Origin of the sequence: Lysinibacillus agricola (genome assembly GCF_016638705.1) — a bacterium.
GTDB classification, from domain to species: Bacteria; Bacillota; Bacilli; order Bacillales_A; family Planococcaceae; genus Lysinibacillus; species Lysinibacillus agricola.
Genome location: NZ_CP067341.1, coordinates 15,777 through 38,573, shown reverse-complemented (window position 1 = coordinate 38,573; position 22,797 = coordinate 15,777). Strand labels below are relative to the sequence as shown.

The 22,797-nt window shown below is 41.0% G+C and carries 14 protein-coding genes, 4 rRNA genes and 1 other annotated feature; of the genes, 2 read left to right on the top strand and 16 right to left on the bottom strand.

What is annotated here, in order from left to right; translation table 11 throughout:
- Positions 1 to 87: 87 nt before the first annotated feature.
- The 5 genes from FJQ98_RS00145 to FJQ98_RS00125 all read right to left on the bottom strand — a co-directional run bounded on the left by FJQ98_RS00145 (position 88) and on the right by FJQ98_RS00125 (position 4,558).
- The gene (locus FJQ98_RS00145; RefSeq protein ID WP_053593611.1) at positions 88 to 2,499 is read right to left on the bottom strand and encodes a heavy metal translocating P-type ATPase; all 2,412 of its coding nucleotides are present in this window, start codon (positions 2,497 to 2,499) and stop codon (positions 88 to 90) included.
- An 81-nt stretch (positions 2,500 to 2,580) separates the two neighbouring features.
- Complete coding sequence (copZ, locus tag FJQ98_RS00140) at positions 2,581 to 2,787, bottom strand: copper chaperone CopZ (RefSeq protein ID WP_053593612.1); 207 nt, start codon at positions 2,785 to 2,787, stop codon at positions 2,581 to 2,583.
- 59 nt (positions 2,788 to 2,846) lie between these two features.
- The gene (locus FJQ98_RS00135; RefSeq protein WP_053593613.1) at positions 2,847 to 3,179 is read right to left on the bottom strand and encodes a metal-sensitive transcriptional regulator; all 333 of its coding nucleotides are present in this window, start codon (positions 3,177 to 3,179) and stop codon (positions 2,847 to 2,849) included.
- A gap of 78 nt (positions 3,180 to 3,257) precedes the next feature.
- Complete coding sequence (locus FJQ98_RS00130) at positions 3,258 to 4,202, bottom strand: cation diffusion facilitator family transporter (RefSeq protein ID WP_053593614.1); 945 nt, start codon at positions 4,200 to 4,202, stop codon at positions 3,258 to 3,260.
- Positions 4,203 to 4,222: 20 nt separating this feature from the next.
- Positions 4,223 to 4,558: an ArsR/SmtB family transcription factor gene (locus FJQ98_RS00125; RefSeq protein ID WP_053593615.1), complete on the bottom strand. Its 336-nt coding sequence runs from the start codon at positions 4,556 to 4,558 to the stop codon at positions 4,223 to 4,225.
- Between the two features lie 257 nt (positions 4,559 to 4,815).
- Between FJQ98_RS00125 and tadA the strand changes: the two genes are divergently transcribed.
- The gene (tadA, locus tag FJQ98_RS00120) at positions 4,816 to 5,334 is read left to right on the top strand and encodes a tRNA adenosine(34) deaminase TadA (protein WP_198926848.1); all 519 of its coding nucleotides are present in this window, start codon (positions 4,816 to 4,818) and stop codon (positions 5,332 to 5,334) included.
- A gap of 191 nt (positions 5,335 to 5,525) precedes the next feature.
- Here tadA and serS read toward each other — a convergent pair whose 3' ends face one another.
- From serS to pdxS, 3 genes are all read right to left on the bottom strand, one after another.
- Entirely contained in the window at positions 5,526 to 6,806 is a 1,281-nt protein-coding gene (gene serS, locus FJQ98_RS00115; protein ID WP_053593616.1) for a serine--tRNA ligase, read from the bottom strand.
- A 73-nt stretch (positions 6,807 to 6,879) separates the two neighbouring features.
- Positions 6,880 to 7,096, bottom strand: a binding site (T-box leader).
- 49 nt (positions 7,097 to 7,145) lie between these two features.
- Positions 7,146 to 7,709 carry a pyridoxal 5'-phosphate synthase glutaminase subunit PdxT gene (gene pdxT / locus FJQ98_RS00110; RefSeq protein WP_053593617.1) on the bottom strand — a complete coding sequence of 188 codons (564 nt, stop codon included), beginning with the start codon at positions 7,707 to 7,709 and terminating at the stop codon, positions 7,146 to 7,148.
- 1 nt (position 7,710) lies between these two features.
- Entirely contained in the window at positions 7,711 to 8,595 is an 885-nt protein-coding gene (gene pdxS, locus FJQ98_RS00105) for a pyridoxal 5'-phosphate synthase lyase subunit PdxS (RefSeq protein ID WP_053593618.1), read from the bottom strand.
- A 105-nt stretch (positions 8,596 to 8,700) separates the two neighbouring features.
- Between pdxS and pdxR the strand changes: the two genes are divergently transcribed.
- Positions 8,701 to 10,125: a MocR-like pyridoxine biosynthesis transcription factor PdxR gene (gene pdxR / locus FJQ98_RS00100; protein ID WP_082339917.1), complete on the top strand. Its 1,425-nt coding sequence runs from the start codon at positions 8,701 to 8,703 to the stop codon at positions 10,123 to 10,125.
- Positions 10,126 to 10,144: 19 nt separating this feature from the next.
- Here the strand turns inward: pdxR and asnB are convergent, their stop codons facing one another.
- The 8 genes from asnB to rrf (FJQ98_RS00060) form a co-directional block, all read right to left on the bottom strand.
- On the bottom strand, positions 10,145 to 11,983 hold the full coding sequence (asnB, locus tag FJQ98_RS00095) for an asparagine synthase (glutamine-hydrolyzing) (protein WP_053593619.1): 1,839 nt from the start codon (positions 11,981 to 11,983) through the stop codon (positions 10,145 to 10,147).
- A 104-nt stretch (positions 11,984 to 12,087) separates the two neighbouring features.
- Positions 12,088 to 13,419 (bottom strand): D-alanyl-D-alanine carboxypeptidase family protein, encoded by a 1,332-nt coding sequence (locus FJQ98_RS00090; protein WP_082339924.1) that lies wholly within the window; start codon positions 13,417 to 13,419, stop codon positions 12,088 to 12,090.
- A gap of 144 nt (positions 13,420 to 13,563) precedes the next feature.
- Positions 13,564 to 15,027 carry an IMP dehydrogenase gene (gene guaB, locus FJQ98_RS00085; RefSeq protein ID WP_053593621.1) on the bottom strand — a complete coding sequence of 488 codons (1,464 nt, stop codon included), beginning with the start codon at positions 15,025 to 15,027 and terminating at the stop codon, positions 13,564 to 13,566.
- 306 nt (positions 15,028 to 15,333) lie between these two features.
- Positions 15,334 to 15,449, bottom strand: a 5S ribosomal RNA gene (rrf, locus tag FJQ98_RS00080).
- A gap of 223 nt (positions 15,450 to 15,672) precedes the next feature.
- Positions 15,673 to 18,615, bottom strand: a 23S ribosomal RNA gene (locus FJQ98_RS00075).
- 305 nt (positions 18,616 to 18,920) lie between these two features.
- A 16S ribosomal RNA gene (locus FJQ98_RS00070) occupies positions 18,921 to 20,472 on the bottom strand.
- The 16S, 23S and 5S rRNA genes sit together here, the layout of an rRNA operon.
- Before the next feature lie 312 nt (positions 20,473 to 20,784).
- Positions 20,785 to 21,678, bottom strand: coding sequence for a patatin-like phospholipase family protein (locus tag FJQ98_RS00065; protein WP_053594910.1), 894 nt, complete (start codon positions 21,676 to 21,678; stop codon positions 20,785 to 20,787).
- 974 nt (positions 21,679 to 22,652) lie between these two features.
- Positions 22,653 to 22,768: ribosomal RNA gene (rrf, locus tag FJQ98_RS00060) — 5S ribosomal RNA — on the bottom strand.
- Positions 22,769 to 22,797 lie beyond the last annotated feature (29 nt).

Genomic DNA, 22,797 nt, shown 5'->3' with positions numbered 1-22,797 from the left:
ATTGCGTCCAGAATCGACTTTGTGCTTAAAAAATATTTGTTGAGAGAAGTAAAAAATAGACCCACCAAAGTGGATCTATCGTTACCCTTATAATTTAACTCGCTGTAAACGTAGTGCATTTAAAACGACAGAGACTGAACTAAAGGCCATCGCTGCACCCGCTACCCAAGGAGCTAGTAAACCAATTGCAGCAATTGGAATACCTAATGTATTGTAAGCAAATGCCCAGAATAGGTTTTGCTTAATATTGCGCATTGTTTTACGACTCATGATGATAGCATCCGCAATACTGTTTAAGTCGCCACGAATCAGTGTAATATCTGCCGCTTCCATAGCGACGTCTGTACCGGTACCGATTGCCATCCCAATAGTAGCTGTTGCAAGTGCTGGTGCATCATTAATGCCATCACCTACCATCGCCACTTTTTTACCTTGAACTTGCAATTTTTTCACTTCATCTGCTTTGCCTTCTGGGAGCACTTCAGCAATCACATGATTGACACCAACTTCTGCTCCGATTGCTTGTGCTGTACGTTCATTATCACCAGTCATCATAATAACAGTAATGCCCATTTCTTGTAGACGATGAACTGCCTCTCTTGAGGTATCTTTCACTGTATCAGCAACTGCTACTAGACCAGCATACTGACCATTGATAGCAGCTAACATTGCGGTTTTACCGTTTTCCTCTAATTGTTCCATTGTTGGTAGAATGTCATCAATATGAATACCGTATTGTTGCATCAATTTACGAGTACCGATGACAACTCCTTGACCAGATACAGTCGCTTGCACACCGTAACCTGGTATCGCTTCAAAGAATTGAACATCTCCTAGCTCAATACCACGATCGGCAATTCCTTGAACGATTGCCTCTGCTAACGGATGCTCGGATTGCTTCTCCGCTGCACCAATTAACGATAAAAAACGTGCTTCGTCTTGGCCTACTGCTAGTACGACATCCGTTAATATAGGTTTGCCGTGTGTCACTGTACCTGTTTTATCAACAACTACTGTGTCAATACTTTGCGTTTGCTCTAAATGCTCTCCACCTTTAAATAAAATGCCAAATTCCGCTGCACGACCAGAGCCCGCCATAATAGATGTTGGCGTTGCTAATCCAAGCGCACATGGGCAAGCGATAACGAGAACTGCAATTAATACTTCGAGTGCAGGCGTAAATTCACCTGGTCGCACCCAAATAATCCAGATTAGAAACGCTACAATCGCAATACCAACAACGATTGGTACAAATATACCTGAAATTTGGTCCGCTAAGCGTTGGATTGGCGCTTTTGAGCCTTGTGCATCTTCTACAACTTTAATAATTTGAGCTAAAGCTGTATCACGACCAACTTTAGTCGTTGTCATTTTAATAAAGCCATTTTTATTAATAGTTGAACCGAATAATAGGTCGCCTTGCTTTTTATCAACAGGTAGACTCTCTCCTGTTAACATCGATTCATCAACAGCTGTTGTTCCTTCTAATACTTCACCATCAACAGGAATTTTTTCACCTGGTTTTACTAAAATAATGTCCCCTATGACTACTTCTTCTAATGGTACTTCTTTCTCAACACCATCTCGAACAACGATCGCCGTTTTTGCTTGAAGTCCCATTAATTTTTTGATTGCTTCAGATGAGCGACCTTTTGCTTTTGCCTCAAATAATTTACCTAATAAAATTAAAGTAATTAATACGGCACTCGTTTCAAAATATAGGTGAGGGGCATGATGTGATCCCGCGGTAATAATTGCTTGATAGACACTATAAAAATAAGCCGCAGACGTCCCCATGACTACAAGTACATCCATATTGGCACTACCATTGCGTAAAGCTTTGTATGCTCCAACATAAAATTGCTTCCCAATGATAAATTGAACAGGAGTAGCCAACACCATTTGTACCCATGGATTCATTAAAAATTCAGGGACATATAAAAATGATGTAAATGAAAAATGCCCTACCATCGTCCAAAGTAATGGTAATGAAAGAATGGCCGATAAAATAAATTTTTGCTGCTGTTTTTTGATGGCCTGTTCTCGATGATCTACGGTTTCTTGTTCATCTGCTTTTTGATTCGCTTCATATCCTAATTTTTCAACCTTCGCAATAATATCTGCAATCGTAACTTCAGATGGGTTAAATTCAATAGTTGCTTTTTCGAGCGCTAAGTTTACGTTTGCTGAGGATACGCCTGCTAGTTTATTTAAACCTTTCTCTATACGAATAGCACAAGCTGCACATGTCATGCCTGTAATATCGAATTCAGTTTTTTGTTTAATAACACCATAGCCAAGAGCTTCAATTTTCTTTTCAAAGTCCTCCTCACTTAATTTTGTCGAATCATATTTAATCGATGATTTTTCAAGAGCTAAATTAACTGTCGCTTGTTCTACACCATCCATTTTATTTAAACCTTTTTCTATACGAGTGGCGCAGGCTGCACATGTCATACCTGTAATTTGCAAATTGGCTTCTTTTATTTCTGAACTCATTATCCATTCTCCTCTCCACATACCGCAAGGGGGTATATAGAATTGAAAATAAGAGAGTGCTACATGAGCACCCTACTTATGTTATTTAACGTCATAGCCTTGATCGTCAATTGTTTCTTTAATTTGCTCTAGAGATACTTGCGTTTCGTCAAATGCTACATCTACTAAACCATCAGCTAAGTTCACTTTTACTTGTTCAACACCAGTTAAAGCTCCAACATTTTTTTCTACAGAATTTACACAATGTCCGCATGACATTCCTTGTACATTTAAAGTTATGTTTTGCATGAAATATCTCTCCTTTAATTTAAATACAGTATAGGGGTATATATTTATCAAAAAAACTTTTATTTCTTCATTAATTTTTGAATGGTCACTACTAATTCGTCTAATACAGCTTCATCACCTTCTGATAGGCGATCAACTACACATCCCTTTAAATGACCTTCTAACAATATCTTCGCTACGCTATTTAAAGCAGACTGTGTGGCAGACAGTTGCGTAATAATATCATCACAGTAAACGTCTTTTTCAATCATCCCTTTGATACCTCGGATTTGACCTTCTACTCGATTCAAACGAGTCGTTAAATCTTTTTTTACGCGTTCAGGGTGATGGCTTTTTCGACACGACGTAGCTTCCTCTGTATGACAAGCATCTTCTTTCACTGTGTTCTCCACCTCCTATTTCATAATCATCATACTATACCCACGAAGGGTATGTAAAGTAGAAAATTTTTAATAAACTAAAAAAGTTTATTAATGATGATGGTGGTGATGATGCGATTGCTCATTTTTTATTGTACATAAAATTGAATTATCATGCTTATGCGCTACTGTTTCCAATTGAATCGTTACATGCTTTATGCCCTTATGCTCAAGATTATGTTCAATTTCTCGTAATATATTCTCACTATCCGCAATTTTTAACTGATCCTCAACAACTGCATGACAGGAAAGTGCATTTGCTCCACTTGTTATTGTCCAAATGTGTAAATCGTGAATGCTATGAACACCGTTTGTTTGTACAATAGTTTGTATGATCTCTTGAACATCAACATTTGAAGGTGTTCCTTCCATTAGAACATGGATAGCAGCCTTCGTTACATAGTAGCCGCTTCGTAATACTAATGCGGCAACAATAACACTCGCAAGTGGATCAGCCCAGCCCCAACCAAAGAACATAATTAATAGTGCGGCAACGATGGCTCCTACAGATCCAAGCATATCACTTAATACGTGTAAATAAGCTCCACGCATATTTAAATTATCTTTTGTATCACTGCCGCGCATCATAATCCAAGCTACCAAAATATTTACCAAAAGACCGATTGTACTAATAATCAGCATGCCTGTTGTTGCCACTTCTGGTGGATTTGCAAAACGTTCTATTGCTTCATAGAAAATGAATAAAGCAATTAAAATTAAAGTCACACCATTCAATACCGCCGCTAAAATTTCAAATCGTTTATAACCGTATGTTTTACTATAGCTCGCTGCCTTTTCTCCAAACGTAAAAGCAAGTAAGGCTATCGCTAATGAAATGGAGTCACTTAACATATGTCCTGCATCGGATAAAAGAGCCAAACTATTTGTTAAATAGCCACCAATCGCTTCAACAACCATATAACTCGTAATAATAATAAATGATAGTATTAATATCTTTTTATTTGCGCCATGTGTATGATCATGATTATGTCCCATGTTTTATCCCTCCATTAACTCTAGTTATGTGCAGCATGCTCAATAGCTTGCTTCAATAAATTCATAATGTGATCATCATCTTTTGAATAATATAAGGTTGTGCCTTCTCTTCTATATTTCACTAACCGTAAGTTTTTCAAGAAACGTAACTGATGTGAAACTGTTGATTGACCTAAATCTAAAATTTCAGCGATGTCGTTGACTGAATGTTCATCCGTACACAATAAATTTAAAATGCGAATTCTTGTCGGATCACTTAATGCCTTAAATGTTTGAGACACGACGAATAGCGTTTCTTCATCTAAATGTTGCTCTTTGTTAGTCTGAACCTCTGTATTTTGTAATTTTTCATCCATTTAATTTACCCCTAACCTTTTTATATTTATATATGAGCATGTGTTCATATATAAATATAGATGGTCGTATTGGAAATGTCAACGTTTTAACTTCTTACCGAATCCGGACGCATTGTTTATCTGTGCGAAAGCAAAGCGACAGCTACAAATGTTTTATGTAGCGAAAGCAAAGCGACAGCTACAATTATGCCAAGGCATAATTGATAGTGGCAATTGCCAATTAAGCAAGATACACTAAATGATAAGGAGAGATCATAGTGGATATTTTTGAAACAGACCGATTGTTTATGAACAGTGCACTGGAAGAAGCAAAGAAAGCCGCTTTACTTGGAGAAGTACCCATAGGAGCTGTACTTGTCTACGATGGAGAGATTATTGCACAGGCTCATAATTTGCGAGAAACAACACAAAATGCGACGACGCACGCTGAACTAATGGTTATTCAAGAGGCTTGTAAAAAAATAGGGAGCTGGCGCCTTGAAAAAACAACACTCTATGTGACGCTTGAACCTTGCCCTATGTGTGCAGGTGCCATTTTGCAATCTCGTGTGCCGCGCGTTGTATATGGTGCAAGAGATATAAAAGCAGGCTGTGTAGATTCACTCTATCGTTTATTAAACGATGCACGCTTTAACCATGAATGTGAAGTCATAGAAGGAATTTTAGCCGTGGAATGCGGACAAATCTTAACCGACTTTTTCCGAGCTTTACGCGAACGAAAAAAGGCCGAAAAAAAGGCACGACAAGCATCAATTGCTGAAAATGGGGAATTTTAATAAAAATTCATATTAAAGAAGGTGGCTCATGAAATACTTGTGACACCTTTTTTATGATTATAGGAAAACGTTGTAGTAGCGACAATAAAAAAACTACTGTTGAGATCAAATTTTCAACAGTAGTTTCTTTTTTTAAAAAAAGTAGATAATCTATTCGATATCTTGTTTTACCTTACGCTTCTTAGCTCAAGTTATTTCGGAGCAATTACTTCTTTCCCGCCCATATACGGTCTTAATACTTCTGGAATCACTACGCTTCCATCTTGTTGCTGATAGTTTTCTAGGATTGCTGCTACTGTACGGCCAATCGCAAGACCTGAGCCGTTTAATGTGTGTACATACTCTGGCTTTGCATTTGGTTCACGACGGAAGCGAATATTTGCTCGGCGTGCTTGGAAATCTTCAAAGTTTGAGCATGAAGAGATTTCACGGTACATATTTTGAGCTGGAATCCATACCTCTAAATCGTACTTTTTCGCTGCAGTAAAGCCTAAATCAGCTGTACACATTTTTAGTTTGCGGTATGGTAAACCTAATAATTGTAGTACTTTTTCAGCATGACCTGTTAATAGTTCTAGCTGTTCGTAAGATTCTTCTGGTTTTACAAAGCGTACTAATTCTACTTTGTTGAATTGGTGTTGGCGAATTAAACCACGTGTGTCGCGACCCGCAGAACCTGCCTCTGAACGGAAGCAAGCACTGTATGCTGCAAAGCCCTGTGGTAATGCTTCAGCTGTTAAAATTTCATCACGATAGAAGTTTGTCACAGGTACTTCTGCTGTTGGAATCATGAAATAATCTGTGTCATCTAACTTAAAGACATCTTCTTCAAATTTAGGTAGTTGTCCTGTACCTGTTAAGCTATCACGATTGACAATTACAGGTGGTAACATTTCTTCATAACCATGCTCTTCTGCATGTAAGTCCATCATAAACATCATTAATGCACGTTCTAAACGAGCACCAAGACCTCGATAGAATAAGAAACGACTACCAGTCACTTTTGCACCACGTTCAAAGTCTACAATTTGTAAGTCCGTAGCGATATCCCAGTGTGCTTTAATGTCAAAATCAAATGTTGGAACCTCGCCCCAAGTATATTCCTCCACATTATCGTCCTCGGTTGTGCCAACTGGTACAGATTCATGTGGAACGTTTGGTAAACGCATCATCATATCTTTAAAGCGTTCTTCTACATCATTTAATTGGACATCTAGCTCTTTAATTTCATCGCCAACCTGACGCATACGTGCAATAACTTCATCCGCATTTTCTTTATTGCGCTTCATGATAGAAATTTGCTCAGATACTTTATTACGTTCAGCTTTAAGCTCTTCTGTTTTTGCAATTAATTCACGACGCTTTGCATCTAATTGTTCAAAGTCGTCTAAGTTTCCTAAATCCTCATTACGTGTTAATAGCATTTCTTTAACTTCCGCGAAATTGTCGCGCACGCGTTTAATATCTAACATCGTCATACCTCCAGTAGATTCTTAATGATGGGAAAATAGTTAGTAGAAAACACAAAAAAGCCCTCATCCCCAAAAAAGGGACGAGAGCTACCCGCGTTGCCACCCTAATTGATTAGACACTTTGTCTAATCCACTTATCTCATAACGGCATTTCAGCCGGCGACAGCCTACTTCATTGACTTCGACTGCGCAACTCCAGGACGGATTCACAAGTGCTTTTATCAGCTTCCACCACCCGCTGACTCTCTAAAAAAAACGTGCTTGCTACTACTTCCCATCATCGTGTTCAGTTATTTAAATTTTATCCATACTGTACTATATGAATCAAGATTTTGCAAGTCATACCATAGACGATACAAAATATTCAAGAATACGTGCATCTGACGTTAATTCAGGATGGAATGAACAGCCTAATAAATGATCGTCCTTTGCTAATACGATTTTCCCGTCATGCTCTGCTAATACTTCAACACCTTCACCTACAGAAACAATATGTGGCGCACGTATAAAAACAGCTGGAATTGCTGCACCTATTTCAGGTATATCGAGCTTCACTTCAAAGCTGTCCACTTGACGTCCATAAGAATTCCGTGCAACTACCACATCCATTACGGCTAAATGTGACTCATAATCCACTAATTCCTTTGCCAATAAAATCAATCCTGCACATGTTCCAAACATCGGCAATCCTTGTTTAGCAACTGTGCGAATTGGCTCCAATAGCTCATATCGATTCAGCAATTTTCGCATCGTTGTGCTTTCTCCACCAGGCAACACAAGTCCATCAAGCTGCTCTAAATCATTCGCTTGTTTTACTAAGACAGCTTCGCATCCAAGTGACTCTAACATTTGCACATGCTCTCGCACCGCTCCTTGTAATGCTAAAACACCGATTCGCTTCATCTTACCAGCCTCGCTCTTGCATACGCTCATTTTGACTAAGCTGAGCAATATCAATACCTTTCATCGGAACACCTAGCTCTTTTGAAATGTTAGCAATTAGCTTGTAGTCCTTATAATGCGTAGTAGCTTCCACAATTGCACGGGCAAATTTTTCTGGGTTTTCTGATTTAAAAATACCAGAACCAACGAATACACCGTCTGCTCCAAGCTCCATCATTAATGCCGCATCAGCTGGCGTAGCAACTCCACCTGCTGCAAAATTCACGACTGGTAAACGGCCAAGACGCTTAATTTCTCTTAATAATTCAAAAGGAGCACCAAGTAATTTAGCCTCTGTCATTAACTCGTCCTCAGTCATCCCTACTACCTTACGTACTTGCGCATTCACTTTACGAATATGGCGAACAGCCTCTACAATATTACCCGTCCCCGGTTCACCTTTAGTTCGTAGCATGGAAGCTCCCTCACCAATGCGTCGAGCTGCTTCCCCTAAATCGCGACAGCCACAAACAAATGGTACTGTGTAATCACTTTTTAATAAATGAAACTCTTCGTCTGCTGGAGTTAATACTTCACTTTCATCAATATAATCGACGCCCATTGCTTCTAAAACTCTTGCTTCAACAATATGTCCAATACGTGCTTTAGCCATGACAGGAATGGATACAGCACCCATTACCTCCTCGACAATACGAGGATCGGCCATGCGTGCAACACCACCCGCCTTGCGAATATCTGATGGTACTCGTTCTAATGCCATGACAGCTACAGCTCCTGCCGCTTCCGCAATTTTCGCTTGCTCTGCATTAATAACATCCATAATGACGCCACCCTTTTGCATTTCCGCCATCCCGCGTTTTACTAACTCTGTACCTGTTTGTTTCATGATTTCTAACCTCCACCTTTATGATGAAATTTAGTATAATTGAAATTGACCATATAAAAATATCCAGTTTACAAAATAATTATAGGGTCAGGAGGATTCAAGAACATGGACATGCTATTATTTCAGCTAGAAAAAAATGGTGAAAAACCGCTCTATGACCAGCTTTATAGCGGTATTAAAGAAGCTATTATTACAAATAAAATTGCAGTAGGAGAAAAATTACCATCAAAAAGAAAATTAGCCGATTTTTTGAATATTTCTCAAACAACAATTGAAATTGCGTATGCACAGCTACTTGCAGAAGGCTATATTATGTCTAAATCCCGTGTTGGTTATTTTGTAGAGGAAATTGACGAGCTTCCGTATATTCAGCAGGACACAATAGTTCCCTTAAACGAACAACCTAAGAAAAAATCGTACAAGATAGATTTTAATCCTGGTTCCATCGATATCGATGCCTTCCCTTTTCAAACATGGCGAAAATATGCGAAAGAGCTTTTTGATGATACCTCAAAGGAATTATTATTAACGGGTGAGCCTCAGGGAGAGCTATCTTTACGTACGGAGATTGCTAATTATTTATTTCAATCACGCGGAGTTGTTTGTAGTCCTGAACAAATTGTTATCGGCTCAGGAACAGAGCAACTTCTACCAATGATTTTGCGCCTCTTTAGTGACAACACTTGCTTTGCGCTTGAAAATCCAGGCTATCCAGCTGTGCATCGTATGTTTTCTCAGCATAAACGAAAAGTTTATCCTATTGCAGTCGATGATGAAGGAATTATTATTCATGAGCTCGAAAAAACTAGCGCTGACGTTGTTTATATCACGCCATCACACCAATTCCCAACAGGAGCAGTATTATCGGCAACGAGACGTGCACAAGCTTTAAATTGGGCCGCACAAAGCTCCTCCCGATATATTATTGAAGATGATTATGATTCCGAATTTCGTTATACTGGAAAACCGATTCCTGCACTTCATGCATTAGATCGAAATGATAAAGTCATTTATATGAGTACATTTACAAAATCATTAATGCCGTCCTTGCGTGTTGCTTATTTTGTACTTCCAACAAAATTACTTGCAACTTATAATGATGTATTTAATTACTATTCATCAACAGTACCTCGTTTCGACCAGCACATCGTTGCTAATTTTATGCATGACGGTCATTTTGCAAAGCATTTAAATCGAATGAGGAAAGTTTATCGAAAAAAGCATGAAAAACTTACTTCTATTTTAGAAAACTATTCTAATCAAATTAAAATTACTGGTGAGCAAGCAGGAATGCATATTTTACTGGATGTACAACATGCTTTGTCTGAAAAGCAATTACAGCAGCTTGCCTCCAATGCGGAAATCGGGATCTATCCGCTATCTGATTATCGCTTAGATTACTCTACAACCTCACAAGCTCAATTTTTATTAGGCTTTGGAGGTATACCTGTACATGAAATTGAACCATCTATTGAAAAGCTAATGGACTGTTGGGATATACAGAAAAAACACCCATCAACCTCACCATAAAAGGTTGATAGGTGTTTCTTTATGATTCAATTAGCTGGATATTATAAAGCTCAAACCATGTATGGATTTGCCCCAGATAAGCCAAAAGCTGTGGACCTGCCATTAATTGTCCATACCAAGGAACTTTGAAAGAACCTCCACCAGATTCAATTAGCTCTATCAGCTTCTGTCGCTCAAATAATTCATGAAGAATTGAATTTTTATTCTCCATAATTTCTCTTAGCCAATTTTGAACACCTACTGTATAAATTGGATGATAAGTTTTAGGATATGGATTCTTCTTTCGATACAAAACTTCTTCTGGCAATAAATGTTGCATAGCCTTACGGAGTAAACCCTTTTCCTTACCACCCAAATTTTTCATTTCCCAAGGAATATTCCACGCATATTCCACAAGGCGATGATCTGCAAATGGAACACGAACTTCAAGACTCGCTCCCATACTCATACGGTCTTTTCGTTCCAGCAATGTTTGCATAAACCATACCATATTCAAATAAAACATTTCACGTTGTCTAATTTCCTCAATACTCTCTCCATCAAGATATGGTACTTCTGCAATTGTTTGCGAATATACCTGTTGTGCATATGATTCAACTGCTAATTTCTTACGCCACCGCTCTTGTAACAGTGTTGATCTTTCAGACAGTGAACGAATCCAAGGGAAACCTGTAGTCGTTTCTGTAAACCATGGGTAACCACCGAAAATTTCATCTGCACATTCACCTGATAGTGCAACGGTAAAGTCCTTTTTAATTTCTCGACAAAACCATAATAATGATGAATCTACATCTGCCATCCCCGGTGAATCTCTAACAATGACAGATTCTACTAAAAAATCGATTAATTGTTGCTGAGAAATTTCCTCAGCATGATGTGTTGTACTAAAAGTATCTGTCATTTTTTGAATCCAATACGTGTCTGTGGACGTTTGAAAAGCATGCGGATTAAAGAAACGTTCATTATCCTCATAGTCTATAGAGTACGTATGCAGTGTACCTTTATTTTGTTGCTGAAACCTGTTTGCTGCAATTCCGGTAATAATGCTAGAATCTAAACCACCTGAAAGAAATGTACAAATCGGTACGTCTGAAACAAGCTGTCGTTCAATCGCATCAGTTAACAAAAAACGGACATGATCAATTGTTTCGTCTAATGACTCTTCATGACGTTTACTTTGTAACGCCCAATACTGCCAAACTCGTATACCCTCTCTAGAGAAACGCATTGCATATCCTGGACGTAGCTCACAAATATTTTGGAAAATTGACTTTCCGGGCGTTCTAGACGGTCCTACAGCCATAATATTTGCTAGCCCTTCCGTATTGACGGTCGTTTTAATCAACGGATGCGCTAAGAGTGCTTTCACCTCGGATGCAAAAAGCAAGCCGTCTTGTTGTTCTGTGTAAAACAAAGGCTTTACACCTAGTCGATCTCGACATAAAAAAAGAGATTGTGATCGTTCATCCCATACACCGAAAGCGAAAATTCCATTTATAAAATCAACACACTGCTCTTTCCATTCAATATAAGCAGTTAATAACACTTCGGTATCTGACCTTGTTGTAAAAACATACCCCCGATTTTGAAGCTCTTTCCGTAGTTCCTCTGTATTATAAAGCTCGCCATTATATGTAATGACATAGTTTGCACCATCATGTACTTTTTTCATTGGTTGCTTCCCACCGATTAAATCTATGACAGCTAACCGACGATGGCCAAATGCAATATGTTCACTACACCAAATATTTTCATCATCAGGCCCACGCTTATTTAACGTTTGCGTCATTAACTTCAGAATTCTATCACTTGTTCTTAAATCCTTTTGAAAGCTAGCCCATCCTGTAATACCACACATTTAGCCACATCCTTTCGCCTATTAGCGTATGCAATAAAGCTTAAAAACGTGAAAAAGAACACGAGATAGTTTAAAACATCTACGTGTTCTTTATACATTAATTATTAAAATAAGCCACCAACAAAGTCAGTAATGCCGCTCCATAGGCTGCCGAAGAAGCTACCAACACCTTGGAAGAATAATGAGATACCACTAGCACGCTCCACAGCCTCTGTAGTGACAACATCGACTGAAAGGTCCTTGCCATCAACAAAGCCGTAATCTGTGCCTTCTGAGCGCTCAATAACTACCTTTCCGACAACTGTATCCTTCTTAACCTCTGCCTCAAGACTCTTTTTATCTAATACTAGTTTAGGTTTATATAAGTCTTTATCAGATGACTTTATCATAAATGAAACTGGTTCTTTAACAGCAATCGCTACTTTGTTTTCTTTACCTTTTGTAACTTTTACTGTTTCTTGATCTTTAAACGTATAGTTCGCCGGAATAATTTCTTGTTTCGAGAATTGTGAGAAACCATAGTTAAGCAATTTAGCTGTTTCATCGAAGCGCGCTTTTCTTGAGCCCTGTCCTTGTGTATCTACAGCCTTCATAACAACAGAAATTAAACGTGTACCATTGCGCTCTGCTGTACCTGTAAAGCAATGTCCAGCAAAGTCTGTTGTACCTGTTTTTAATCCGTCAACACCTTCATATTGGAACACTAATCCTGGCAACATAAAGTTCCAGTTCTCCATGTTAATTGCATCTTCTGTACCTTCACGGAACGTCTTTTTTGCAATTTTAGACGTTTTTAATACGTCTGGATGATCTTTTAGTAAATGATATGCTAATTTTGCTACAGATTTAGCAGGCATTACGTTTTCATCATTTGGTCCAGTACCAGCTGGCTGCATACCAAATAAATCTGCATTGTTAAGACCAGTAGAATTCACGAATTTATAGTCTTTAAGACCAAGCTCTTCTGCCTTTTTATTCATAAGCTTTAAAAACTCAGTTTCAGTACCTGCAATTGTTTCTGCTATAGCTACTGTAGCAGCATTTGCAGAGTAAATTGCCATCGCCTCATATAATTCACGAATTGTGTAACTTCCATCTCTACGTAATGGTACATTACTTAACGCACGGTTTTGAGACATTTTATACGTATAATCAGTTACGTGATATTCCTGATCCCACTTAACTGTACCTGCTTTAATTGCATCCAATAACAGATATTCAGTCATCATTTTTGTCATACTCGCGATACCTAGTGAAGTATCTGCATTTTGTTCATATAAAATTTTCCCTGAATCTGCGTCAATTAAAATCGCAGCATCCACGTGTAGTCCTAAATCTGTTTCTGCATTTGCCTTCGCTGGAATACCTGCTAAAACACTCAATAACAAAACAGGAATTAGGAGCAAGCGAATTACGGTGTTCATTGTCTTTTTCACCTTTAAAGCCCTCCAAAAAAATAATCTTGTCCTCGACATTTTATCATAGATAGTAACGTCCGTGCGCACTCTTTATCATAAAAAAAAATGCTCTCGCGCCATCTTTGTAGACGATTCGAGAGCATAAAAGTTGCTAGTAATATATTACATCGAATAGTTTGGTGATTCTTTTGTGATTTGTACATCATGTGGATGTGATTCACGTAGACCTGCACCTGTCATTCGAATAAATTGAGCATTTTCACGTAAGAACTCAAGGTTAGCTGATCCGCAATAGCCCATACCTGCACGAATACCACCGATTAGTTGGTAAATTGTATCTGCTAGTGGTCCTTTGTATGGAAGACGACCTTCAATACCCTCTGGTACTAATTTTTTCGCATCCTCTTGGAAGTAACGATCTTTTGAACCTTTTTCCATAGCTCCGATTGAACCCATACCACGGTAAACTTTGAAACGACGTCCTTGGAAGATTTCAGTTTCACCAGGAGATTCAGAAGTACCTGCAAGAAGTGAACCAAGCATTACAACGTTACCACCCGCTGCAAGAGCCTTTACGATGTCCCCAGAGTATTTAATGCCTCCATCAGCAATAATTGTTTTACCAAGTTCACGAGCTACTGTTGCACAATCGTAAACAGCTGTAATTTGAGGTACACCAACACCAGCTACAACGCGAGTAGTACAGATAGATCCTGGACCAATACCAACTTTCACTACATCTGCACCAGCTCCAAATAATGCGCGTGCTCCCTCAGCTGTTGCTACATTACCAGCGATAATTTCAAGCTCTGGATACGTTTCACGGATAGAGCGAATTGTTTGTAATACGCCCTCAGAATGACCGTGAGCTGTATCGATTACTACGATGTCTACTTGTGCTTCAACAAGCTTCTCAATACGCATCATCGTATCTTTTGAAACACCAACTGCTGCCCCTACTAACAAACGACCATGTACGTCTTTTGCAGCATTAGGGAATTCAATTACCTTTTCAATATCCTTAATTGTAATTAATCCCGTTAATTTACCTTCTTCATCTACAATTGGTAGCTTTTCGATTTTATATTGTTGAAGAATCTTTTCAGCATCCTCTAAAGTCGTTCCAATAGGAGCTGTAATTAAATCTTCTTTTGTCATAACATCTTCAATTTTTAAAGAATAGTCAGAGATAAAACGTAAGTCACGGTTTGTGATGATCCCTACTAGCTTTTGGTTTTCCATGCTATCAACAATTGGTACACCAGAAATTCGGTATTTACCCATTAAATGCTCAGCATCGAAAACTTGGTGAGTCGGAGTTAAGAAAAATGGGTTTGTAATAACACCATTTTCAGAACGTTTTACTTTTTCTACTTGTTCAGCTTGCTCATCAATCCCCATGTTCTTATGGATAATACCGATTCCACCTTGACGTGCCATAGCAATTGCCATTTTAGACTCTGTAACTGTATCCATGCCTGCGCTGACCATTGGAATATTTAATTTAATCTTCGGTGTTAGTTGAACTGATAAATCAACATCTTTCGGTAATACTTCTGAATGAGCTGGTACTAATAATACATCATCAAAAGTTAAACCTTCTTTGGCAAATTTAGTTTCCCACATGTTCGTAACTTCCTCCTATAGTTAAAAGAATATTAATTGTAAGATTAACAACGTGCTAAGCTACTGTCAAGAAACTTATAAAAGAAAGACAATTCAGTTTTTTTCGAAGGCGATAAATATGATAGCCTTTTCTCTTTTTTACACTGATAAAAATATAGCCTTTTTAATTTTCTTCTTCGTTTAGTATATAAATATTTGTTGAAGCCCGCCTTATTATAATTTTAGGCAAGTTTTGTGGGATTATTGATAAGTTATTAAGGATTTTCATAAAAAAAAACAGCCAGCACACAGCTGACTGTCTTCATTGCCTAGCGACGTCCTACTCTCACAGGGGGAAGCCCCCAACTACCATCGGCGCTAAAGAGCTTAACTTCCGTGTTCGGTATGGGAACGGGTGTGACCTCTTTGCCATCATCACTAGACTATTGACGACCTCCAATACACGGCGTATTACTGCGTCAGCTTCTCTCGTTCAATCGATCACGTACAGAGGTACGCTCCCTCATTCACTCGTTTGCTTCCTTGTACTACTTGTGTCTTGAAGCTCTCTTTGGCTTTCAATATACGTCGTATTTTGAAACCCTAAAATGAAAGGTTTTGTTCTTTCAAAACTGGATAAACGGTGCATTGAATGTTTCAAACATTTTGGTTAAGTCCTCGATCGATTAGTATTCGTCAGCTCCATGTGTCACCACACTTCCACCTCGAACCTATCTACCTCATCGTCTTTGAGGGATCTTACTTACTTGCGTAATGGGAAATCTCATCTTGAGGGGGCTTCATGCTTAGATGCTTTCAGCACTTATCCCGTCCACACATAGCTACCCAGCGATGCCTTTGGCAAGACAACTGGTACACCAGCGGTGTGTCCATCCCGGTCCTCTCGTACTAAGGACAGCTCCTCTCAAATTTCCTACGCCCACGACGGATAGGGGACCGAACTGTCTCACGACGTTCTGAACCCAGCTCGCGTACCGCTTTAATGGGCGAACAGCCCAACCCCTTGGGACCGACTACAGCCCCAGGATGCGATGAGCCGACATCGAGGTGCCAAACCTCCCCGTCGATGTGGACTCTTGGGGGAGATAAGCCTGTTATCCCCGGGGTAGCTTTTTATCCGTTGAGCGATGGCCCTTCCATGCGGAACCACCGGATCACTAAGCCCGTCTTTTCGACCCTGCTCGACTTGTAGGTCTCGCAGTCAAGCTCCCTTGTGCCTTTACACTCTACGAATGATTTCCAACCATTCTGAGGGAACCTTTGGGCGCCTCCGTTACCTTTTAGGAGGCGACCGCCCCAGTCAAACTGTCCGCCTGACACTGTCTCCCTGCCCCGCTAAAGGGGCATGGGTTAGAATTTCAATACAACCAGGGTAGTATCCCACCGACGCCTCCTTCGAAGCTGGCGCTCCGAGATCTCTGGCTCCTACCTATCCTGTACAAGTTGTACCAAAAATTCAATATCAGGCTACAGTAAAGCTCCACGGGTCTTTCCGTCCTGTCGCGGGTAACCTGCATCTTCACAGGTACTATAATTTCACCGAGTCTCTCGTTGAGACAGTGCCCAGATCGTTACGCCTTTCGTGCGGGTCGGAACTTACCCGACAAGGAATTTCGCTACCTTAGGACCGTTATAGTTACGGCCGCCGTTTACTGGGGCTTCAATTCGCAGCTTCGCTTGCGCTAACCACTCCTCTTAACCTTCCAGCACCGGGCAGGCGTCAGCCCCTATACGTCACCTTACGGTTTTGCAGAGACCTGTGTTTTTTGCTAAACAGTCGCCTGGGCCTATTCACTGCGGCTCTCATGCGCTTGCACGCTCAAGAGCACCCTTCTCCCGAAGTTACGGGGTCATTTTGCCGAGTTCCTTAACGAGAGTTCTCTCGCACACCTTAGGATTCTCTCCTCGACTACCTGTGTCGGTTTGCGGTACGGGCACCTCTCACCTCGATAGAGGCTTTTTCTTGGCAGTGTGAAATCAGGAACTTCGTCCATACGGACTCGCCATCACAGCTCAACGTTACAGTGTGCGGATTTGCCTACACACACGCCTTACTGCTTGGACGCGCATAACCAACAGCGCGCTTACCCTATCCTACTGCGTCCCCCATTTCTCAAACGGTGAGGAGGTGGTACAGGAATATCAACCTGTTGTCCATCGCCTACGCCTATCGGCCTCGGCTTAGGTCCCGACTAACCCTGAGCGGACGAGCCTTCCTCAGGAAACCTTAGTCATACGGTGGACGGGATTCTCACCCGTCTTTCGCTACTCATACCGGCATTCTCACTTCTAAGCGCTCCACCAGTCCTTCCGGTCTGACTTCAACGCACTTAGAACGCTCTCTACCACTGACATCATAGATGTCAATCCACAGCTTCGGTGAATCGTTTAGCCCTCGATACATTTTTCGGCGCAGCGTCACTCGACCAGTGAGCTATTACGCACTCTTTAAATGATGGCTGCTTCTAAGCCAACATCCTGGTTGTCTGTGCAACGCCACATCCTTTTCCACTTAACGATTACTTTGGGACCTTAGCTGGTGGTCTGGGCTGTTTCCCTTTTGACTACGGATCTTATCACTCGCAGTCTGACTCCCGTGTATAAATATCTGGCATTCGGAGTTTGTCTGAATTCGGTAAACCGGGATGGCCCCCTAGTCCAAACAGTGCTCTACCTCCAGTATTCTCATCACGAGGCTAGCCCTCAAAGCTATTTCGGAGAGAACCAGCTATCTCCAGGTTCGATTGGAATTTCTCCGCTACCCACACCTCATCCCCGCACTTTTTCAACGTGCGTGGGTTCGGGCCTCCAGTAAGTGTTACCTCACCTTCACCCTGGACATGGGTAGATCACCTGGTTTCGGGTCTACGACCACGTACTATTTCGCCCTATTCAGACTCGCTTTCGCTGCGGCTCCGCCTTCTAAAGCTTAACCTCGCACGTAATCGTAACTCGCCGGTTCATTCTACAAAAAGGCACGCTATCACCCATTAACGGGCTCTAACTACTTGTAGGCACACGGTTTCAGGATCTCTTTCACTCCCCTTCCGGGGTGCTTTTTCACCTTTCCCTCACGGTACTGGTTCACTATCGGTCACTAGGTAGTATTTAGCCTTGGGAGATGGTCCTCCCGGATTCCGACGGAATTTCACGTGTTCCGCCGTACTCAGGATCCACTCTGGAGAGAACGAACTTTCGACTACAGGGCTTTTACCTGCTCTGGCGGACCTTTCCAAGTCGCTTCATCTAACTCGCTCTTTTTGTAACTCCGTATAGAGTGTCCTACAACCCCAAGAGGCAAGCCTCTTGGTTTGGGCTCTTCCCTGTTTCGCTCTGCCGCTACTCAGGGAATCGATTTTTTTCTTTCTCTTCCTCCAGGTACTTAGATGTTTCAGTTCCCTGGGTCTGCCTTCAAGACGCTATGAATTCACGTCAAGATACTACGCGATTAAACGTAGTGGGTTCCCCCATTCGGAAATCTCCGGATCAAAGCTCACTTACAGCTCCCCGAAGCATATCGGTGTTAGTGCCGTCCTTCTTCGGCTCCTAGTGCCAAGGCATTCGCCGTGCGCCCTTAATAACTTAACCTACAGCTTTCAATACACATCGCATTTCGTCGTCAGCTTCACTCGTTCAGTCAGTCACGTACATAGGTACGCTCCTTCCTTCTCTCGATTGCTTCCTAGAACTACTCGTGTCTTGAAACCTTCTTCGTTATTAAGCCTATAAAAAAACTTAAAAAAATAAATGTGTTTGTTACAATTTCAATGTCGTTTTATCCAGTTTTCAAAGAACAAGTTTTGAAGTATTTCATTCGTAAGAATGAACCTTCAAAACTGAACGCAAAACGTAATCTTACAAACCCTAAGTTTGTATTCCGAAAATATCCTTAGAAAGGAGGTGATCCAGCCGCACCTTCCGATACGGCTACCTTGTTACGACTTCACCCCAATCATCTATCCCACCTTCGGCGGCTGGCTCCAAAAGGTTACCCCACCGACTTCGGGTGTTACAAACTCTCGTGGTGTGACGGGCGGTGTGTACAAGGCCCGGGAACGTATTCACCGCGGCATGCTGATCCGCGATTACTAGCGATTCCGGCTTCATGTAGGCGAGTTGCAGCCTACAATCCGAACTGAGAACGACTTTATCGGATTAGCTCCCTCTCGCGAGTTGGCAACCGTTTGTATCGTCCATTGTAGCACGTGTGTAGCCCAGGTCATAAGGGGCATGATGATTTGACGTCATCCCCACCTTCCTCCGGTTTGTCACCGGCAGTCACCTTAGAGTGCCCAACTAAATGATGGCAACTAAGATCAAGGGTTGCGCTCGTTGCGGGACTTAACCCAACATCTCACGACACGAGCTGACGACAACCATGCACCACCTGTCACCGTTGTCCCCGAAGGGAAAAACTATATCTCTACAGTGGTCAACGGGATGTCAAGACCTGGTAAGGTTCTTCGCGTTGCTTCGAATTAAAACCACATGCTCCACCGCTTGTGCGGGCCCCCGTCAATTCCTTTGAGTTTCAGTCTTGCGACCGTACTCCCCAGGCGGAGTGCTTAATGCGTTAGCTGCAGCACTAAGGGCGGAAACCCCTAACACTTAGCACTCATCGTTTACGGCGTGGACTACCAGGGTATCTAATCCTGTTTGCTCCCACGCTTTCGCGCCTCAGCGTCAGTTACAGACCAGAAAGTCGCCTTCGCCACTGGTGTTCCTCCAAATCTCTACGCATTTCACCGCTACACTTGGAATTCCACTTTCCTCTTCTGCACTCAAGTCCCCAGTTTCCAATGACCCTCCACGGTTGAGCCGTGGGCTTTCACATCAGACTTAAAGGACCGCCTGCGCGCGCTTTACGCCCAATAATTCCGGACAACGCTTGCCACCTACGTATTACCGCGGCTGCTGGCACGTAGTTAGCCGTGGCTTTCTAATAAGGTACCGTCAAGGTACAGCCAGTTACTACTGTACTTGTTCTTCCCTTACAACAGAGTTTTTACGATCCGAAAACCTTCTTCACTCACGCGGCGTTGCTCCATCAGGCTTTCGCCCATTGTGGAAGATTCCCTACTGCTGCCTCCCGTAGGAGTCTGGGCCGTGTCTCAGTCCCAGTGTGGCCGATCACCCTCTCAGGTCGGCTACGCATCGTTGCCTTGGTGAGCCGTTACCTCACCAACTAGCTAATGCGCCGCGGGCCCATCTTATAGAGACAGCGAGATGCCGTCTTTCAGTACTTCACCATGAGGTGAAATAGATTATTCGGTATTAGCCCCGGTTTCCCGGAGTTATCCCAAACTATAAGGTAGGTTGCCCACGTGTTACTCACCCGTCCGCCGCTAACGTCAAAGGAGCAAGCTCCTTCTCTGTTCGCTCGACTTGCATGTATTAGGCACGCCGCCAGCGTTCGTCCTGAGCCAGGATCAAACTCTCCATAAAAAGAAATTTGATAAGCTCAAATTGTTTTGCTGGCATCATGTTTGATGTCCAAAATTTTGTTTCGTTCACCAACTCAAGGTTAGCTACTAAAAACTTTATTGATTACGTTTTGCTTGTTCAGTTTTCAAGGTTCATTTGCAATCGTTATCTCTTTGTTAAGAGTTAACTTTTATATAATAACATGTTTTATATAAAGTGTCAAACAGTTATTTTATTTTTATATTGTCCTAGTTGCATGTTCAACAGCAACTTTTATATAATATCACCTATTTCATAGCACGTCAATAGTTTTCTATCGTTTTTTTAAAAGCTTTATAACTTAAATCTTGGCCACGTCTTTAAAAATTGAATAGTACGGTTCCTTCCAATTTCTAAAAGCGTTTCTTTAGTCTCTTCATCTAAATCAAATTGCGTGGCACTATAATCATCAACAGGAATGAAAATAATATCTCTTTCATGTCGTCTTGAGATATACCTTTCATCATGAGCATCTTTCATAGTTGAAAATAAAGCTTCAAATAAATTTAATCCATTTTTAATTTCATGTGGTCGTTGTTCTTCTCTACGTCTACTCAATTTAAGTCCTATAATTGGTCGTACTTTACGTCCTTCTCTATCGTCAAATACCCATAACGGAAAATTACTCAATACACCACCATCTACAATAACCGACTCTCCTTTTCCCGTTTTTAACGTAACAGGTTCAAAGAAAAATGGTATACCACAGCTCATACGTAAGGCACATGCAACTGAAAAATCCCTTGCATCAATATGATAATTGTGTAAATCGTCTGGTAAAACAATCATTCTGCCATTTGTTAAATCTGATGCCACTAATTTTAATGAATCTCTAGGTAAATCTCCGAAAGTATATATTCCTTTGTTCGCTAATTTCTGGAAAAACCATTTCTCTAATGCTTTTCCTTTATATAAACCTAAATGGTGATAAACATTAACCCACTTCATAAACGGAAATGGTAAGATTGTTTTCCTTGGATCTAGTAATGAAGGTACATCCAACTCTTCTAACATAGTTTGGATTTCTTTTCCGCTATATCCTGCAGCTATGAAAGTAGCTAAAATAGCCCCAGCACTCGTCCCTGCTACCCGTTTAAAGCGAAAATTTTCAGCTTCTAGTACTTGATACGCACCAACTAGCGCAAACCCCTTCAAACCTCCTCCAGAAAAAACACCATCAATCCACAAAATTCCCTCTCCTTTTTCAAGTAATCTTTACATTATAAGAACTAGTAACAATAATTAGAACTAGAAATATGTAGGTTTATATCGAATTCCTGTAACTCTTTGAAATTACATCTATAAAACAAAAGGGATTAGGCACTGTATATAACAAAGCCTAATCCCTTAACAACAACCAAATTTTATTTAATATACATCCATTTCATTTTTAAGTTCCTTTATCGTTACATGGTATTCTTCTAGGCGATCAATACGATGAGATAAAAATTATGCCATAAAAAAACAAGAAGCTATTATTTTTCAGCTTCTTGCCTTATTTAAATGAATTAGTATTACTCATAAAATCGAGTAGAAGGAGGTGACTAACCCCCGATCTCTCACATCATCGTACATACGATTCCGTATACGGCGGTTCAATTCAGATAATTAACGTAGTTTCTACTACACCCTCTTATGGTTCCTTTGGGATTCACCACTACCTCCACCGAGTCGATCCATCTTGGATTATCTGTGTTCCTCATAGAAAACTGCATGCAAAGGGGGTATTCTCCCGAATTGTTCGATCCTTCTCGTTCATTCTAAAAGTGAATGATACTATGACCTCTACTGACTTCTGATGGTTCAGCTACTTGTCACTAAGTAGGTTAAAGTGAACTTTGTGTTTCCATCAGACCTCCCTGGGTAAGCACATGCACTTTCACACCATCTGTCCGCCTCATTTACTTGATATGACCTTCGACAGAAAGGACTTTGTGTTGTTCTGCACACTTATCCAATCATACCTAGCCTTCTATGAGATTCGTGTTCCTCAGACCGGTGCTTTGCCGCCAACTCCCTTCAGGTTTTCCGTCACCACGGGCACCCATGCTATTGGCTAACCACTACTTCTGTCTTCGCGGTTCGGGATTTGCACCCTATAGTTCATACGCATGCCAGGCGAACATAAAAAAACAGCCAGCACACAGCTGACTGTCTTCATTGCCTAGCGACGTCCTACTCTCACAGGGGGAAGCCCCCAACTACCATCGGCGCTAAAGAGCTTAACTTCCGTGTTCGGTATGGGAACGGGTGTGACCTCTTTGCCATCATCACTAGACTATTGTCGGCTTTCAATATACATCGTAT

Excerpts from the sequence above, each read along its gene's own strand:
- guaB (WP_053593621.1), bottom strand. The coding sequence starts at position 15,027 with ATGTGGGAAACTAAATTTGCCAAAGAAGGTTTAACTTTTGATGATGTA.
- pdxT (WP_053593617.1), bottom strand. The coding sequence starts at position 7,709 with ATGAAGCGAATCGGTGTTTTAGCATTACAAGGAGCGGTGCGAGAGCAT.
- pdxR (WP_082339917.1), top strand. The coding sequence starts at position 8,701 with ATGGACATGCTATTATTTCAGCTAGAAAAAAATGGTGAAAAACCGCTC.
- serS (WP_053593616.1), bottom strand. The coding sequence starts at position 6,806 with ATGTTAGATATTAAACGCGTGCGCGACAATTTCGCGGAAGTTAAAGAA.
- asnB (WP_053593619.1), bottom strand. The coding sequence starts at position 11,983 with ATGTGTGGTATTACAGGATGGGCTAGCTTTCAAAAGGATTTAAGAACA.
- FJQ98_RS00145 (WP_053593611.1), bottom strand. The coding sequence starts at position 2,499 with ATGAGTTCAGAAATAAAAGAAGCCAATTTGCAAATTACAGGTATGACA.
- FJQ98_RS00130 (WP_053593614.1), bottom strand. The coding sequence starts at position 4,202 with ATGGGACATAATCATGATCATACACATGGCGCAAATAAAAAGATATTA.
- copZ (WP_053593612.1), bottom strand. The coding sequence starts at position 2,787 with ATGCAAAACATAACTTTAAATGTACAAGGAATGTCATGCGGACATTGT.
- FJQ98_RS00125 (WP_053593615.1), bottom strand. The coding sequence starts at position 4,558 with ATGGATGAAAAATTACAAAATACAGAGGTTCAGACTAACAAAGAGCAA.
- pdxS (WP_053593618.1), bottom strand. The coding sequence starts at position 8,595 with ATGAAACAAACAGGTACAGAGTTAGTAAAACGCGGGATGGCGGAAATG.